The sequence below is a fragment of the Chryseoglobus sp. 28M-23 genome (assembly GCF_014789785.1).
In the GTDB taxonomy this organism is placed as follows: Bacteria; Actinomycetota; Actinomycetes; order Actinomycetales; family Microbacteriaceae; genus Microcella; species Microcella indica.
This window is the reverse complement of sequence record NZ_CP061846.1, coordinates 632,710-647,137: the sequence shown is the minus strand read 5'-3', so window position 1 is coordinate 647,137 and position 14,428 is coordinate 632,710. Positions and strand designations below refer to the sequence as shown.

The following is a 14,428-nucleotide window of genomic DNA, read 5'->3' as shown; positions in this document are numbered from 1 at the left end:
GGAGATCATTCCCCCTAGCCTACCGAGGTCGCTCGCCGGCGGCTCGCGGGCTGCTGAGGTCGAGCCTCTCGTGCAGGTAGTCGCCGAGCGGTCGGAGCGCGCTGTCGGGTGCGGTGGGGATCCACCGGACCAGCACGCCGTCGTCGGTGAGGACGAGCGGGCCGGCCTCGGCGCGCATGGCCGACTCATCGTCGAGCGGGAGGGGGCGGGAGTCGAGCACGACGGTGGTTCCCTCGCGAAAGCCAGCGTCGAGCGCGGTCTGCCGCAGAGCCCGCCGCTCCTGGGCAGACGCGGCCTGATGGCCGGGGAGCACCTGGCGTGTCGCTCGCAGGATCGTACCCGGGTCGAAAGCCCCGCCGTCGACGGTGGCGAGGATCGCACCGAGGAGGAATCCTTCGCCGGCGCGCCGCATCGTCGCGGGTCGCGGGATGATTCCGAGCGCACGACGGAGCGGCACCGTGGTGGCGAGCTGCTCGGGCGGGATGCCGCGGGCGGCGAGCTCGGCGGCGGCCGCGGCGAGCGCCTCTCGGGCGTCGGTGAGCGCGCGCTGTGCATCCACGCCTCTATCGTGCCGGAGGCACCTGGGCGCTGCGCTATCACCTACCCTGCGAGCGGCGCTGTTGTCCACGAGGTCAACAACGGGTTAGCGTGCCAGAGCGGGCCGTTGCGTCGGCACCGCACCGGCGGGAGGAGACGAGGACGCTCATGGACAGGCTCGCTGATCGCACGCTCAGTGCCACGATCGTCACCGACACCGCTCACGACCCGCTGCCGCGCCGAGCCGGGACCATCGTCGTCGGCGGCGGCATCATCGGGGCGAGCATCGCGCTGCACCTTGCCGAGGCCGGGGTCGACGACGTGCTGCTGCTCGAGAGGGCCGTGCTCACGAGCGGCACGACCTGGCACGCCGCAGGGCTCGTCGCGGGAGCGCGCGGGTCGACCGCCATGACGGGGCTCTCGTCCTACGGGCTCGCGTTCTACGCAGACCTGCAGCAGCGCTCGGGGCTCGACGTCTCGTTCGAGCGATGCGGGTCGCTGAGCCTCGCGCGCCACTCGGGTCGCGTCGACGAGCTGGCGTACGCCCGCGACGTCGCCGTGCAGAACGGCATCGAGGCGCGCCTGGTCGACCCCGAGGAGATCGCGAAGCTCTGGCCGATCGCGTCGACCGAAGGCGTGCTGGCGGGCCTGCACTTCGCGAACGACGGGCACGTGAACCCCGGCTACGCCGCGCTCGCCATGGCGAAGCTCGCGCACGAGGCCGGCGTGAGCATCCGCGAGGGCGTCACCGTCACCGCGATTCTGCACGAGCACGGGAGCGCGACGGGCGTCGAGACCGAGCGGGGCACCGTGCTCGCCGACCGCGTCGTCATCGCGGGCGGACTCTGGAGCCGCGACCTCGCCGCCACCGCGGGCGTGCATCTGCCGCTCTATGCGACCGAGCACGTGCACGTGCGCTCCGAGCCGATCGAGGGCGCCGTCGCCTCGCTGCCCGTGCTGCGCGACGTCGACCACAGCTACTACATCCGCCATGAGGCCGGGCGGCTGCTCGTCGGCGCGTTCGAGCCGAACGGCATCCCTCGCGCGGTCGGCGACATCGCCACGACGGGATTCGCGACCTTTCCCGACGACTGGGCGCATTTCTCCCCCGTGCGCACAGCGGCCGAGCGCACGGTGCCCACCCTCGGCCCCGCCGGGTACGACCGCTTCCTCACCGCGCCCGAGAGCTTCACACCAGACACCTCGTTCCTGCTCGGCGAGACGGCCGAGGTCGAGCAGTTGTTCGTCTCGGCGGGACTCAACTCGCAGGGCATCATCTTCGCCCCCGGCATCGGGCGCGAGCTGGCACGCTGGATCGTCGAAGGGTCGCCTCAGTTCGACTCGGCCTCGGTCGACGTGCAGCGCTTCTCACGGCATCAGAGCAACCGCCGCTACCTGCACGCCCGCACCGTCGAGAGCCTCGGCAGGCTCTACGCGATGCACTGGCCGCACCTGCAGTCGGAGACCGCACGGAACGTGCGCCGGACCCCGTTGGACTCCCGGCTCGCCGAGCTCGGTGCGCGCTTCGGCGAGATCAACGGCGGTGAGCGCGCGAACTGGTACGGCGGCCCGACCGCGGCGGAAGGGTACAGCTACGGCAGGCCCGGCTGGTTCGAGCAGGTCGCGGCCGAGCATCGGGCCGCGCGCGAGGGCGTCGCCCTGTTCGATCTGAGCCCCTTCGCGAAGTTCGAGATCGTAGGGGCGGATGCTCTCGCCGTCGTTCAGCACGCCGCGACGAACAACGTCGACGTGGCCGTGGGGCAGGCCGTCTACACGCTATTCCTTAACCGCAACGGTGGCATCGAGCTCGACGGAACCGTCACCCGCCTCGCCCACGACCGGTTGCTGGTCGTGACGCCCTCGACGAGCCACCACAAGTCGCTGTGGCTGCTGCGGCGGGCTGCGCGCGGGCACGCGGCCGTGGTCGTCGACGTGACGGCGGCACTCGCGACGATCGGGGTCATGGGTCCGCTCAGCCGCGATCTGCTCTCGCGCGTGTCGCCGGACGACTGGTCCGATGCCGCGCAGCCCTACACGACGGGACGCGAGGTCGAGGTGGCCGACGGCTTCGCCTACAGCCTGCGCATGAGCTTCGTCGGCGAGCTCGGCTACGAGCTCTACCCGTCGGCCGATCTGGCGCTCAACGTGCTCGACGCGCTGTGGGATGCGGGCCAGCATCTCGGTGTGCGGCTTGCGGGCTATCACGCGCTCGACTCGCTGCGCAGCGAGAAGGGCTACCGGCACCTCGGCCATGACATCGGCGCGACCGACGACCCGTACTCGGCGGGCCTCGGATTCACGGTCGCCCTCGACAAGCCAGGCGGCTTCATGGGGCGCGACGCTGTTGCGGCGCTCGACCCGAAGGCGCCACGGCACCGCACCGTGCATGTGGCGCTCGACGACCCCGAGCCGGTGTTCGTGCACGACGAGACCGTCTTCGCGGACGGTATCGCAGTCGGGCGCATGACGAGCGGCGCCTACGGTCACACGCTCGGCCGTGCGGTGGGCATCGCGGCGATCTCACCAGCGGTCTCGCTCGACGCACCGTTCACGGTCGAGTGCAAGGGCGAGCGCCACCCGGCCACCGTGTCGCGGCGCCCCTTCTACGACGCTCGAGGAGAGCGGTTGCGAGGATGACGGTGGCAGTGGGACTCACGACGAGGAGGATGCGATGAGCACGCACGATGTGATCGTGGTGGGGGCGGGCCTGGCGGGCTTGAGCGCGGCGCGTGACCTTGCTGCCGCGGGGGCCGACGTACTCGTGCTGGAGGCGCGCGCCCGAGCAGGCGGACGGGTCGAGCAGACGACGACGGCGGATGGCCGGCTCGTGCAGCTCGGCGGGGAGGTCGTCGGCGCCTCGCACACCTCCTACCGCGCCCTCGTCGGCGAGCTCGGCCTCACGCTCGGCCCGAGCTTCACCGACATTCCGGGCGAGTCGACGTGGCTCATGAACGATGGGCGGTTCCTCGGCGACGAGATGCCGTGGATGTCGGCGCGCGATCGAGCCCTGTACGAGGAGATCGAGCGGCGCTTCTCGGCGCTCGCGGGCAGCGTCGACCCCGATGACCCGTGGGCGCATCCCGATGCTCGCGCCCTCGACCGGATCTCGGTCGGCGACTGGCTGCGGTCGGAGGGCGCGACGCCCGACGTCGTGCGCGCGATGGAGCTGCGTGCGATGGGCCTCGCCGACGCCTCCGTCGAGCGACGGTCACTGCTCGCCGATCTGCGCAAGGAGGCCTCGGCGGGCGCACTCGGCTTCTACGACTACGAGGCGTGGGAGAGCGAGAAGGTCGTGGAGGGCTCGGCGACGGTCGCGCTCCAGATGGCCGAGCAACTCGGTCACCGGGTGCGGTACTCGAGCCCCGTCGCATCGATCGACGTGGGTGGCGACGGAGTGCGGGTCTCGCTACATAGCGGCGAGCGCTTCCGCGCGGGGGACGTCGTGTGCGCGCTGCCGGCCGGGCCGCTACGGGACCTTCGCATCTCAGGGGTGAGCGCCGAGTACCGGGACTCGCTGCGGCGCCGGGAGCACGCCCCGACGGCGAAGCTCGTGTCCGTCTACGACTCGTCGTTCTGGGAGGCCAACGGCCAGAACGGCACCGGCTACTTCGAGCGGACTCTGCTGGGTGGCACGTGGGTGCAGAACACGGGCATGCTCTCGGCGCTTGTGCCCGTCGACCGGCTGGGGCCGTACCGCGCGCTGCCGGCGGATGCGCGGACGCGCGTGCTGCTGGGCGAGCTCGGCGAGGCGTACGGCCCGGAGGGGGCGTCGCCCGCTGCCGTGTTCGTGCGCGACTGGCACGCCGACACGTGGACGCAGGGCTACATCACCGCGTGGCGGCCCGGCGAGCTCACGGCAGTGGGGCCCCTGCACGGCTCGCACGAGCCGCCGTTCTGGGTGGTCGGCTCGGACCAGTGGGTGTGCGGCTACATGGAGGGCGCGGTGCGCACCGGTCGCGCAGCGGCCCAGCGGCTCATCTCGGGCTGAGCGGCGAACGTCGGCGCGGCGCCGCGGCCCCGCCGACTCGCGCCTCGCGCCTCGCGCCTCAGCCGATGAGGCCGACGACGAGGCCGGCGAGGGTGAGCCCGACGATGTCGCCGCCGACCTCGATCGCCCAGACGCGGAAGCCGTCACCGCCGAAGAGACGGTGCGAGAGCGAGCTCGCGGCGGCGAAGCCGATGCCGAGGAGGAGGCCGGCGAGCGCGCCGCCGAGCAGGCCGACGGGGCCCTGCACCTCGGCGACGAACCACAGCACGCTCGCGAGGGCGACGACCTGCACGAGAGCGCCGACCGCGGTCAGGCCGAAGAGCAGCGCCGGCCCGTGCAGGCCAGGAGGGTTCTCGGGGTCGTGGCCTTTCGCTCGCATCCATGCGGGGTAGAAGGTCTTCGGCCCGAACCAGATCGCGCCCGTGATGAAGTAGACGACGAACCCGGCGAGAACGCCGAGCCAGTTGAGCTCGAGAAGGAACATGCGCTGACGCTAGCGCGCGAGCAGTGCGCGCGTCCATGTTCGATTTCTGGGCGTCATGTGCGGGTGGTGTGTGCGGGTGCGGCGTGCGGGCTGTGTGTCGGCTCTGTGACGGCGCCGGTCGGAATGCCCGTGATCGCCATGTGCCTCTCGCGGCACATGCCTCGCAAGGCACACTCCCCCTCCGTGCGTGTCGGCTCCCACGGCGACATACGCTTGACCCATGGTCGTTCGACGTCTCGTCGCCCGCGTGTTCTGGGCCGTCAGCCGCTGGAAGCTCGTCTCGGAGCCCGCCCCGAATCGCCCCACCGTGCTCATCGGGGCCCCGCACACGTCGAACTGGGATTTCGTCTTCATGCTCGCGATCGCCTGGCGGCTTGACCTGCACTTTCGCTGGCTGGGAAAGAAGAGCCTGTTCCGCGGGTGGCGAGGGCCGATCATGCGTCGCCTCGGCGGCATCCCGGTCGACCGGGATGCTCCGGCTCTCGTCGTGTCGGAAGTGCTCGAGCGCATCTGCTCTGGTGACGTCTTCGGCCTCGTCGTCACCCCCGACGGCACCCGCAAGGGCCACAGTCACTGGAAGTCGGGCTTCTACCGGATCGCCCGCGAAGCCGACCTGCCGGTCACGCTCGGGTACGTCGACCGCACGACCATGACGACGGGCCTCGGCCCGACGATCGAGCTCTCGGGCGATGTGCCGAGCGACATGGACCGCATTCGCGCCTTCTACGCCGACAAGTCGGGGGCCCGACCCGCGCACCGCGTCGAGCCGCGGTTGCGCGAAGAGCTCGCGCCGTGAATCTGTGAGTCGCCGGCCTAGTGACTCTCGCCAACGAGCATGCTGACGACAAGCGCGATCATTAGCTCCTTCTCCTTCGGATCGCTCATCGCGACCATCAGGGTGATGGCGGCGAGAGCGTTGTTGGAGATGCGAGGCGTGTCGCCTCCGCCAGACAACGCGTCGTTTCGCTGAAGGAAGTGAACGAAGAGCGCGGCGGCGCTGCGCTTGTTTCCGTCGGTGAGCGGATGATCCTTGATGACCAGGTAGAGAAGGTTCGCCGCCTTCGACTGCACGGTCGGGTACAGCTCGACTCCCCCGAAACCCTGGTAGATCGTCGCGATGACGCCTCTCAATGCGTCGCCTCGTTCGCCTCCGAAGAGGGTGTCCGCCGGAAATTCAGCGCCGACCTGGTCGATTACTGCACGCGCTTCGTCGTACGACAGCACCCAGGTCGGTAGCGTGCCTGCCGCGTGCTCGATCTCGCCCTCGTCATACGCACGCAGCGCGCGCAGACTTGGCAGGTATCGTTCGACGACTTCGGCGACGCCCGCGACGAGTTCATCGGTGGAGCGAGAGAGCACGTGAACGATGGACCCTAGTTGCTCCAGCCGCCGCGCGTTGAGCGCCACTCCATTGAGCACGTATCGCCGCAGTACCTGTGTTGCCCACCGGCGAAAGTGGACGCCCTCAATTGACTTGACGCGGTAGCCGACCGAGATGACGACATCGAGGTTGTAGTGTGCGACCGCGTAGGTCTTGCCGTCCGCGGCAGTTGTTGCAATTTCTGCAACAACTGCTTCACGATCGAGTTCTCCGTCCCCAAATACGTTGCGAAGGTGTCGTGAGATAGTCGACTTGTCACGACCGAACAGCGAGACGAGTTGTTCAGCTGAGAGCCAGACGGTCTCCGAGTCTGTCTGCACCGCGAGCTCGAAGTCACCGCTCGACGAACGATACAACTCGACACTGTGCGCCGCGTTCATGCAGAACCTCGCTTCGATCGTCTCGATTCAACTGCTAGCCGGATCAGCGTTCGAGCCACCACACAGGTCAGGCTATCCGGCACCACGGACAGACCCGATCGTGTGAACTTTGATTCTTGGAGCGTGAAGGCGGGTCCCAACCTCTGCGCGACTCCATAGTCACTGCAGGGGCACACAACACCAGTTCTCGTGGTTGCGCGATCCGAGTGCCAGGATGGTCGAGTGAGCTTCGTGTTCAGCCTCCTCGGCGACTTCCTGGTCGGGTGGCTCTGGTGGCTCATTCCCGAAGAGGTCGACCGGCGCAACGACCGCAAACGGCTGCTTGCGCGGGAAGTGCGGTGCTCGATCCGTGCACTCGATCGACGCGTGCTGAACATTGGCACTGACTGGAGCGGCGGCGTCGCCACCGTGGAACCCGGCCTGTTGCGCTTCAGCCCGTCGATCGGGATCGTCGGTGATCGCGTCGTGCCCGTGCAGAGCATCCGCTCGGCCCCGTCGCCTAACGCGCTCTCCATCAGTGGCGCGCCACTCGGGGGCGCCTCAGGCGGAATCGGCACCGGCTTCATCATCACCACCACCGGTGGAGAACTGACGGCCACCTTTCCGACGGTGGTTGCCACGGAGGTCGCCGACCTCCTCTCGAGCGCACCCCGCGCGGCAGACGCTGCCGAGAACTGAGCCGTCGCGCCACCTCGGAGGCGGGCTGCTAGCGGAAGAGGGGAGCCTGGCTGATTCCGTACGTGAAGAGTGAGAGCCAGACGATGAAGAAGATCACCTGCACGGTCGTGCCGACGATTCCGACGATCAGGGCGGCTGTGGCGAGCCCCCGACCTCCCTCATGCGTCACGGCGATCTGGCGGCGAGCCATCACGCCGAGCACGATGCCGACGATCGGGAGCATGAAGCTGGCGATGAAGCCGACGAGTGCGAGCGTGTTGGTGCGGGGAGGGTAGGTCGTGGTCACGGCTCATTCTCACACGCCGTCGCGGCGCAGCATCGCGAAGACGTGAGCGCGCTCGCGACTATGCGTCGTCGAGGTCCGACTCCGCTCGAGCCGCGTCGGCGATCTCCTCCTCCGGTCGAGGGGCGATCGTCTCGTCGTCTTCGAGCTCGGGGATGCTCGACTCGTCGGGCGCGGGCACGCGGCCCTCCGAAGAACCCTCATTGTGGGAAGTCATCTCGGCTCCATGTCGTCGATGAACCGGTGGACGGTCTCACGAGCGAGTATCTCGGTGTGATGCTCAGGGACGTTGTTGTGTGAATCGTGTGTGATCTGATGGGCCAGTTCGCGCGCTGCGAGATACTCCCGTGCGCCGGTCAGGTCAGCTGTGAGATTTCGAACAAGTGGCCATCCGGGTCGCGGAAGAACGCCCGAATCTCGCCACCTCGATCAAGAGGTGCGCTCAGAAACTGGGCTCCCCGCGCGCTGAGCATGTCGTATGTGCCCTGACAGTCATCGACCCGAAAGATGAGCTGCGAGCTGACGTGATCAGCATCACCCGGGGCGGCCAACGTGACAGTCGGCTTCTCCGGGCTCGGTCCACCGCCGGTGACGAGCAACAGCCAGTTCCCCAGCAGATCCAGCACCACCGAGGTGCCTCCGTATTCGCCGTAGACGGAGGCACCCAAGACCTTGACGTACCAGTCACGACTGGCGGTCGCATCTTCCACAACCAGCATGTTCGTCATCACTCGGGCCTCGAATTGTTCCATGCCCGCAGGCTACTCCGACGGCCCGACTGCGGACACCTACGCGAACGCTTCGGTCAAGCACCTCGGCCGTTACGCGACCTGGAGCGGCGTGATCGCGGCGATCTGGTCAGCTGCTCGATCCTGCGCGCGATCGAGCTCGTAGTGCGTCTGCAGGTTCAGCCAGAACTCGGCCGACGTGCCGAAGTACTTCGACAGCCGAAGCGCGGTGTCTGCGCTGATTCCGCGCGTGCCATGCACGATCTCGTTGATGCGACGCGGAGGCACACCGATCGCGACGGCGAGGCGGTTCTGGGTAATGCCGAACCCCTTGATGAAGTCCTCCATGAGAACCTCACCCGGATGAATCGGGGGAATGTTGTCAGTGGTAGTCAACGATCTCCACCTCCTCTGGCCCAGCGTCGGTCCATACGAAGCAGATCCGCCACTGGTCGTTGATTCTGATGCTGTGTTGCCCGGCTCGATCGCCTTTCAGCGCCTCAAGTCGGTTGCCGGGTGGGATTCGCAAGTCGTCAAGAACGGTCGCGGCTCCCACTTGGCGAAGCTTTCGCAGCGCCACCGAATGTATCCGCGGATCGATCGACGGCACTCGTTCACGACGCCACAGTCGCTCAGTGTCCTTGTTGCCGAACGACCGGATCACTCAGTCAGTGTATAACGCTTCGCGTCAATAACGCTAGACGTTATAGTGCAACTCGGCGCCTCCAGCGACACATGATGAGTCTCTACAAGCGGACCGCCCTCGCCCCGTGGGGCCGTTAGGACTCACCGTTCTTCACGTCCGGCTCGACAACGGGCTACAAGCCGCGGCGAAGATCGTCCGAGCGCTCGAAGGGGTGACGGGCGCGGTCCCGGAAGTCAGCTACGCCCGTGCGTGTGAGCACGGTCACGACGCCTGGTCTCGCCACCAGGCGTGCACCTTCTCGATGAACGGCAGTTCGGCTTCTGAAGTCGCGGAGTCCAGACCGTACCTATCTCGCAACGCTGTGGCGAACACCGCACTGAGGTCAGCCGGTGACTGCCCCGACTCAAGGCCTTCGCGAAGCGTGCCGACAAGGTCGTCATACTCTTCGTCGTCTTCTGGACGGAAGACTGAATGATAGACGCCGAGCAAGTCGTACTCGAACAGTAGGTTTGCCAGACCCATCGAACGGTCATCGAAGTGCTCTCGAAGACTCATCCTTGACCCCTACACGTTGAAGCGGAACTCGACCACGTCGCCGTCCTGCATGACGTAGTCCTTGCCCTCGATGCGGGCCTTGCCCTTCGCGCGGGCCTCCGCGACCGAGCCGCACGCGACGAGGTCGTCGAAGCCGATGATCTCGGCCTTGATGAAGCCCTTCTCGAAGTCGGTGTGGATGACCCCGGCGGCCTGCGGTGCCTTCCAGCCCTTGCCGATCGTCCAGGCGCGCGACTCCTTCGGGCCCGCCGTGAGGTAGGTCTGCAGGCCGAGCGTGTCGAAGCCGATACGCGCGAGCTGCGAGAGCCCGCTCTCCGTCTGGCCCGTCGACTCCAGCAGCTCCGCCGCGTCGTCCGGGTCGAGCCCGATGAGCTCGCTCTCGATCTTCGCGTCGAGGAACACGGCTTGCGCGGGCGCGACGAGCGCAGCGAGCTCGTCCATGCGGGCTCGGTCGCCGAGCACGCCCTCGTCGACGTTGAACACGTAGATGAACGGCTTCGCGCTCAGCAGGCCGAGCTCGCGGATCGGGGAGGCGTCGAACCCGGCTGCGGAGAGCGTGCGCCCGGCCTCGAGGTGGGCCTTCGCGGCGAGGGCCGCATCCAGGACAGCCGGGTCGAGCTTCTTGCCACGCAGCTCCTTCTCATAGCGAGGAAGGGCCTTCTCGAGCGTCTGCAGGTCGGCGAGCATGAGCTCGGTGTTGATCGTCTCCATGTCGCTCGCCGGGTCGACGCCGCCCGCGACGTGCACGACGTCGCTGTCGGTGAAGGCGCGCACGACCTGCGCGATCGCGTCAGACTCGCGAATGTTCGCCAAGAACTGGTTGCCGAGACCCTCGCCCTCGCTCGCGCCCTTCACGATGCCCGCGATGTCGACGAACGACAGAGTGGCGGGCAGGATGCGCTCGCTGCCGAAGATCTCCGCGAGCACCGTGAGACGCTCGTCGGGCAGCTCGACGACACCCACGTTCGGGTCGATCGTGGCGAACGGGTAGTTCGCCGCGAGCACGTCGTTCTCGGTGAGCGCGTTGAAGAGGGTGGACTTGCCGACGTTGGGCAGGCCGACGATGCCGATAGTGAGAGCCACGGGGGTTCAGCCTACCGGCGACCGCTGAGCCGAGAGCGCCGATCGAGGGCGGGCCTGGAGAGCTGCCCTCGCCGTCGGTAGCATCGAGGGATGCTCGGCCTCCGCCCTCGCGCCGCCACAGCCCTCGCCCTCCTCGCCGGCGCGGGCATCGTGCTCGCGGCAGCCGCCCCCGCTCAGGCGGAGCGACCCGCCGTGCCGACCTCACTCGGCTCGACGCAGCCCATGACGTCGACCGTCTCGCCCGCCGCCGCGACGACCGAGCGCATCAGCGGCGCCGACCGCTACGCGACCTCCGTCGCGGCGAGCGTCGCGACCTTCCCCGGCCCCGACACCCCCGACGTCGTGTACCTCGTCTCGGGCGAGAACTTCCCCGACGCGATCGTCGCCGGGCCCGTCGCGGCGGCCGCCGGCGGGGGCCTGCTGCTCACCGCCTCGCGCAGCCTGCCGCGCGTCGTCGCCGACGAACTACGACGGCTCGACCCCGATCGCATCGTCGTCGTCGGCGGCACGAGCGCGATCTCGTCGTCGGTCGCCAGGGCCGCCGAGGCCATCGCGCCCGTCGAGCGCATCGGCGGCGCCGATCGCTACGCGACCGCTGAGCTGCTCGTGCGCTCCGTCTTCAGCAGTGCCGACACCGTGTTCGTCGCCACGGGCGCGAGCTTCCCCGACGCCCTCGCCGCCGGCCCCGCCGCGGGCTCCGCGGGAGCGCCGGTGCTCATCGTTCGCGGCAACGGCTCTCGTCTCGACCGCGCTGCTCTGCGGCTGCTGCGCGACCTCGGCACGACCTCGGTCGTGCTCGTCGGCGGCACGAGCGTCGTCTCCCGCGGCATCGCATCGCAGCTGAGTTCTGAGCTGGGCTCGAACCAGGTGCAGCGCGCCGCCGGCGCCGACCGTTACGCCACAGCACGCGCGATCTCCGAATCGGCGTTCGGCACGAGCGCGCCCCGCGTGCTCGTCGCCTCCGGCACGAGCTTCGCCGACGCCCTCTCCATCTCCGTGCTCGCGGCCCGCGAGGACCTGCCGCTGTACCTCTCGCTCCCCTACTGCACCCCCAGCTCCGTGCGCAGCGCCCTGGGCTCGAGCGCCATCACGACGCGCACCCTCGTCGGCGGGCCGGGCGCCCTGAGCCCCGGGGTGGAGCGACTCGAGGAGTGCCGAAGCGTGAGCTCAGCATCCTCGCTGTGGGTGCTCGTCAACAAGCGCAACGGCATCCCGACGAGCTACGTGCCGAGCAGTCTGCGTCGCCCCTCCCTTCCCAGCAGCGGCTCCTACGTGCTGCGGTCGGATGCGGCGACGGCCCTCGAGCGCATGTACGCGGGAGTGCGCGCGGCCGGCGCGGGGAGTGTCGGGCTCACGAGCGGCTACCGGCCCGCGTCATCGCAGGCGGCGATCTACAACAACGCCGTCCGCACGCGCGGCCAGACCTACGCCGACCTGTACGTCGCGCGACCGGGCCACAGCGAGCACCAGACGGGTCTCGCCGCCGACCTGTACCCCATCGGGGCGTCGAACTGCAGCTCGTACACGTGCCTCGGCGCGACCAGCCAGGGGCGGTGGCTCGCCGCCAACTCGTGGAAGTACGGCTACATCCTGCGCTACGAGCAGGGCGCCACGGCCGTCACCGGGTACGAGTACGAGTCATGGCACTTCCGCTACGTCGGGGAGACGCTCGCCGCCGACTACGCCGCGAGCGGCCGCCGCACGCTCGAGCAGTTCTACGGCCAGCCTGCCGCGCCGCGCTACTGAGCGCCTAGCGTGGGAGCATGACCGCCGACTCCCCCGCCCCCGCGTTCACCCCGGCGCCCTCCGACCGCACGCGCCCCGAGCTGCGGGGAACCTTCGGCATGGCGGCGAGCACGCACTGGCTCGCCACCGGCACCGCGCAGTCGGTGCTCGAGCGGGGCGGCACCGCCGTCGACGCCGCCGTGGCCGCAGCCTTCGTGCTGCACGTGGTCGAGCCGCACCTCAACGGGCCGGGCGGGGACCTCACCGCGCTCGTGGCGCCCGCGGGCGAGCATCCCTTCGTTCTCGCAGGACAGGGCGCCGCGCCGGCCGCCGCGACCATCGAGCACTACCGCTCGCTGGGGCTCGACGAGATTCCCGGTGCGGGGCCGCTCGCGGCCGCCGTGCCCGGCTCGGTAGTCGCGTGGCTTCACCTGCTCGAGACGCGCGGCACGTGGGAGCTGGACGACGTGCTCGCTCCCGCCCTCGGCTACGCGCGCGACGGGCACCCCGTGCACGAGAGCGTGGTGCGGGTGATCACCGCTGTGGCCCCGCTGTTCGAGGCGCACTGGCCGACCTCCGCTGCGCAGTGGATGCCCGGCGGCAAGATTCCCGAACCCGGCGACATGATCACCAACGAGCCGTGGGCCGCGGTGCTCGCGCGCCTCATGGGTGCGGGCGAGGCGCCCTCGTCGGGTGCCGGCAGCAGCCGCGAGTCGCGCGTGCGCGCCGCGATCGACTGGTGGAACCGGGAGGTCGGCGCCTCGGTCGAGGAGTTCGTGCGCGAGCCCGTGCAGCACTCGCTCGGCGGGGCGCTGCCCGGCGTGGTCACCGCGGCGGATCTCGCCGCCTACGCGCCCGCCGAGGAGGCGCCCGTCGCGCTGACCTTCCGCGGCGTCGAGGTGGTCAAGGCCGGCCCGTGGAGCCAGGGGCCCGTGCTGCTGCAGGCGCTCGCCATCCTCGAGGCGCGCGTCGCGACGCACGGCGACGCAGTGCTCGACCCCTCCACAGCGCTCGGCGTGCACACCATCACCGAGGCTCTCAAGCTCGCCCTCGCCGACCGCGACGCCTGGTACGGCGACCCCGCCCAGACGGACGTGCCACTCGCCGAACTGCTGAGCGCGTCGTACGCCGCCGAGCGCGCCGCGCTGATCGGCGAGACCGCGTCGCGCGAGGTGCGCCCCGGGCACCCCGGCGGCCGCTCGCCGTGGATGCCGCCCGTGCGATCGCCGGGCGACACTGCCGCCACTCCCCTGCCCGGCTCGGGCGAGCCGACGCTCGACCGCGCGGGGCGCCAGCGCGGCGACACGTGCCACCTCGACGTGGTCGACCGGTACGGCACGATGATCTCGGCCACGCCCTCGGGCGGCTGGCTGCAGTCGTCGCCCACGATTCCTGCGCTGGGCTTCTGCCTGGGCACGCGCCTGCAGATGGCGTGGCTCGACGAGGATGCTCCGTCTCGGCTGGAGCCGGGCATCCGGCCGCGCAGCACGCTGTCGCCGACCATGCTCGTGCGCGACGGGCGCGTGATCGAGGCGCTCGGCACGCCGGGCGGAGACCAGCAGGACCAGTGGCAGCTGCTCTACCTGCTGCGCCGACTCGTGGGCGGCTACGAGCCGCAGCAGGCCATCGACGCGCCCATGTTCCACACCGACGCGATGGTCGCGTCGTTCGAGCCGCGCACGGTGCAGCCGGCGTCGCTCACGGTCGAGGCGCGGCTCGGCGATTCGGTCATCGATGAGCTTCGGGGGCGCGGCCACGAGGTGACGGTCATGGGGCCGTGGAGCCTCGGCCGCCTGAGCTGCGTGGGTGTCGACCCCGAGCGCGGCTGGTTCTACGCTGCGGCGAACTCGCGCGGGGCGCAGGGGTACGCCGCCGGGCGCTGAGCGCGGCATCCGGGGTGGTCTGCGCTGCAACTTGAGACGCGGGCACGCGGCCCAGCGGCCTGCCTCGTCAGTCGGAA

The 14,428-nt window shown here is 69.6% G+C and carries 16 protein-coding genes; 6 read left to right on the top strand and 10 right to left on the bottom strand.

What is annotated here, in order from left to right:
* Positions 1–19: 19 nt before the first annotated feature.
* Positions 20–559 carry a hypothetical protein gene (locus IE160_RS03195; protein ID WP_191151632.1) on the bottom strand — a complete coding sequence of 180 codons (540 nt, stop codon included), beginning with the start codon at positions 557–559 and terminating at the stop codon, positions 20–22.
* 146 nt (positions 560–705) lie between these two features.
* On the opposite strand from IE160_RS03195, the gene IE160_RS03190 reads away from it, so the two are divergent.
* Positions 706–3,174 (top strand): GcvT family protein, encoded by a 2,469-nt coding sequence (locus IE160_RS03190; protein ID WP_191151631.1) that lies wholly within the window; start codon positions 706–708, stop codon positions 3,172–3,174.
* Positions 3,175–3,208: 34 nt separating this feature from the next.
* Complete coding sequence (locus IE160_RS03185) at positions 3,209–4,525, top strand: flavin monoamine oxidase family protein (protein WP_191151630.1); 1,317 nt, start codon at positions 3,209–3,211, stop codon at positions 4,523–4,525.
* 58 nt (positions 4,526–4,583) lie between these two features.
* Here the strand turns inward: IE160_RS03185 and IE160_RS03180 are convergent, their stop codons facing one another.
* Positions 4,584–5,009 (bottom strand): DUF1761 domain-containing protein, encoded by a 426-nt coding sequence (locus tag IE160_RS03180; protein ID WP_191151629.1) that lies wholly within the window; start codon positions 5,007–5,009, stop codon positions 4,584–4,586.
* A gap of 220 nt (positions 5,010–5,229) precedes the next feature.
* On the opposite strand from IE160_RS03180, the gene IE160_RS03175 reads away from it, so the two are divergent.
* The gene (locus IE160_RS03175) at positions 5,230–5,805 is read left to right on the top strand and encodes a 1-acyl-sn-glycerol-3-phosphate acyltransferase (protein ID WP_191151628.1); all 576 of its coding nucleotides are present in this window, start codon (positions 5,230–5,232) and stop codon (positions 5,803–5,805) included.
* Positions 5,806–5,822: 17 nt separating this feature from the next.
* Here IE160_RS03175 and IE160_RS03170 read toward each other — a convergent pair whose 3' ends face one another.
* Positions 5,823–6,770, bottom strand: coding sequence for a virulence RhuM family protein/type II toxin-antitoxin system death-on-curing family toxin (locus IE160_RS03170; RefSeq protein ID WP_179873295.1), 948 nt, complete (start codon positions 6,768–6,770; stop codon positions 5,823–5,825).
* A 222-nt stretch (positions 6,771–6,992) separates the two neighbouring features.
* Between IE160_RS03170 and IE160_RS03165 the strand changes: the two genes are divergently transcribed.
* Positions 6,993–7,448 carry a hypothetical protein gene (locus IE160_RS03165; protein WP_191151627.1) on the top strand — a complete coding sequence of 152 codons (456 nt, stop codon included), beginning with the start codon at positions 6,993–6,995 and terminating at the stop codon, positions 7,446–7,448.
* A 28-nt stretch (positions 7,449–7,476) separates the two neighbouring features.
* Here IE160_RS03165 and IE160_RS03160 read toward each other — a convergent pair whose 3' ends face one another.
* The 7 genes from IE160_RS03160 to ychF all read right to left on the bottom strand — a co-directional run bounded on the left by IE160_RS03160 (position 7,477) and on the right by ychF (position 10,743).
* Positions 7,477–7,734 carry a DUF4190 domain-containing protein gene (locus IE160_RS03160; RefSeq protein WP_224744543.1) on the bottom strand — a complete coding sequence of 86 codons (258 nt, stop codon included), beginning with the start codon at positions 7,732–7,734 and terminating at the stop codon, positions 7,477–7,479.
* A gap of 58 nt (positions 7,735–7,792) precedes the next feature.
* A complete protein-coding gene (locus IE160_RS03155) occupies positions 7,793–7,948 on the bottom strand; it encodes a hypothetical protein (protein WP_191151626.1) in 156 nt (51 codons plus the stop codon).
* 139 nt (positions 7,949–8,087) lie between these two features.
* Positions 8,088–8,483: a VOC family protein gene (locus IE160_RS03150; protein WP_191151625.1), complete on the bottom strand. Its 396-nt coding sequence runs from the start codon at positions 8,481–8,483 to the stop codon at positions 8,088–8,090.
* Between the two features lie 69 nt (positions 8,484–8,552).
* A complete protein-coding gene (locus IE160_RS03145; protein ID WP_191151624.1) occupies positions 8,553–8,855 on the bottom strand; it encodes a HigA family addiction module antitoxin in 303 nt (100 codons plus the stop codon).
* Entirely contained in the window at positions 8,842–9,123 is a 282-nt protein-coding gene (locus IE160_RS03140; protein ID WP_191151623.1) for a type II toxin-antitoxin system RelE/ParE family toxin, read from the bottom strand. The genes IE160_RS03145 and IE160_RS03140 overlap by 14 nt, the downstream gene beginning before the upstream one ends.
* A 243-nt stretch (positions 9,124–9,366) precedes the next feature.
* Positions 9,367–9,660 (bottom strand): hypothetical protein, encoded by a 294-nt coding sequence (locus tag IE160_RS03135; protein WP_191151622.1) that lies wholly within the window; start codon positions 9,658–9,660, stop codon positions 9,367–9,369.
* 9 nt (positions 9,661–9,669) lie between these two features.
* Positions 9,670–10,743 (bottom strand): redox-regulated ATPase YchF, encoded by a 1,074-nt coding sequence (gene ychF / locus IE160_RS03130; RefSeq protein WP_191151621.1) that lies wholly within the window; start codon positions 10,741–10,743, stop codon positions 9,670–9,672.
* A 90-nt stretch (positions 10,744–10,833) separates the two neighbouring features.
* Here ychF and IE160_RS03125 point away from each other — a divergent pair, with 90 nt between their 5' ends.
* Together IE160_RS03125 and IE160_RS03120 are read left to right on the top strand one after the other, a co-directional pair.
* Positions 10,834–12,489 carry a cell wall-binding repeat-containing protein gene (locus IE160_RS03125; RefSeq protein WP_191151620.1) on the top strand — a complete coding sequence of 552 codons (1,656 nt, stop codon included), beginning with the start codon at positions 10,834–10,836 and terminating at the stop codon, positions 12,487–12,489.
* 17 nt (positions 12,490–12,506) lie between these two features.
* The gene (locus IE160_RS03120) at positions 12,507–14,351 is read left to right on the top strand and encodes a gamma-glutamyltransferase family protein (protein ID WP_224744542.1); all 1,845 of its coding nucleotides are present in this window, start codon (positions 12,507–12,509) and stop codon (positions 14,349–14,351) included.
* The last annotated feature ends 77 nt before the right edge of the window (positions 14,352–14,428 follow it).

Excerpts from the sequence above, each read along its gene's own strand:
- IE160_RS03135 (WP_191151622.1), bottom strand. The coding sequence starts at position 9,660 with ATGAGTCTTCGAGAGCACTTCGATGACCGTTCGATGGGTCTGGCAAAC.
- IE160_RS03185 (WP_191151630.1), top strand. The coding sequence starts at position 3,209 with ATGAGCACGCACGATGTGATCGTGGTGGGGGCGGGCCTGGCGGGCTTG.
- IE160_RS03170 (WP_179873295.1), bottom strand. The coding sequence starts at position 6,770 with ATGAACGCGGCGCACAGTGTCGAGTTGTATCGTTCGTCGAGCGGTGAC.
- IE160_RS03175 (WP_191151628.1), top strand. The coding sequence starts at position 5,230 with ATGGTCGTTCGACGTCTCGTCGCCCGCGTGTTCTGGGCCGTCAGCCGC.
- IE160_RS03190 (WP_191151631.1), top strand. The coding sequence starts at position 706 with ATGGACAGGCTCGCTGATCGCACGCTCAGTGCCACGATCGTCACCGAC.
- IE160_RS03155 (WP_191151626.1), bottom strand. The coding sequence starts at position 7,948 with ATGACTTCCCACAATGAGGGTTCTTCGGAGGGCCGCGTGCCCGCGCCC.
- IE160_RS03180 (WP_191151629.1), bottom strand. The coding sequence starts at position 5,009 with ATGTTCCTTCTCGAGCTCAACTGGCTCGGCGTTCTCGCCGGGTTCGTC.
- IE160_RS03125 (WP_191151620.1), top strand. The coding sequence starts at position 10,834 with ATGCTCGGCCTCCGCCCTCGCGCCGCCACAGCCCTCGCCCTCCTCGCC.
- IE160_RS03120 (WP_224744542.1), top strand. The coding sequence starts at position 12,507 with ATGACCGCCGACTCCCCCGCCCCCGCGTTCACCCCGGCGCCCTCCGAC.
- IE160_RS03150 (WP_191151625.1), bottom strand. The coding sequence starts at position 8,483 with ATGGAACAATTCGAGGCCCGAGTGATGACGAACATGCTGGTTGTGGAA.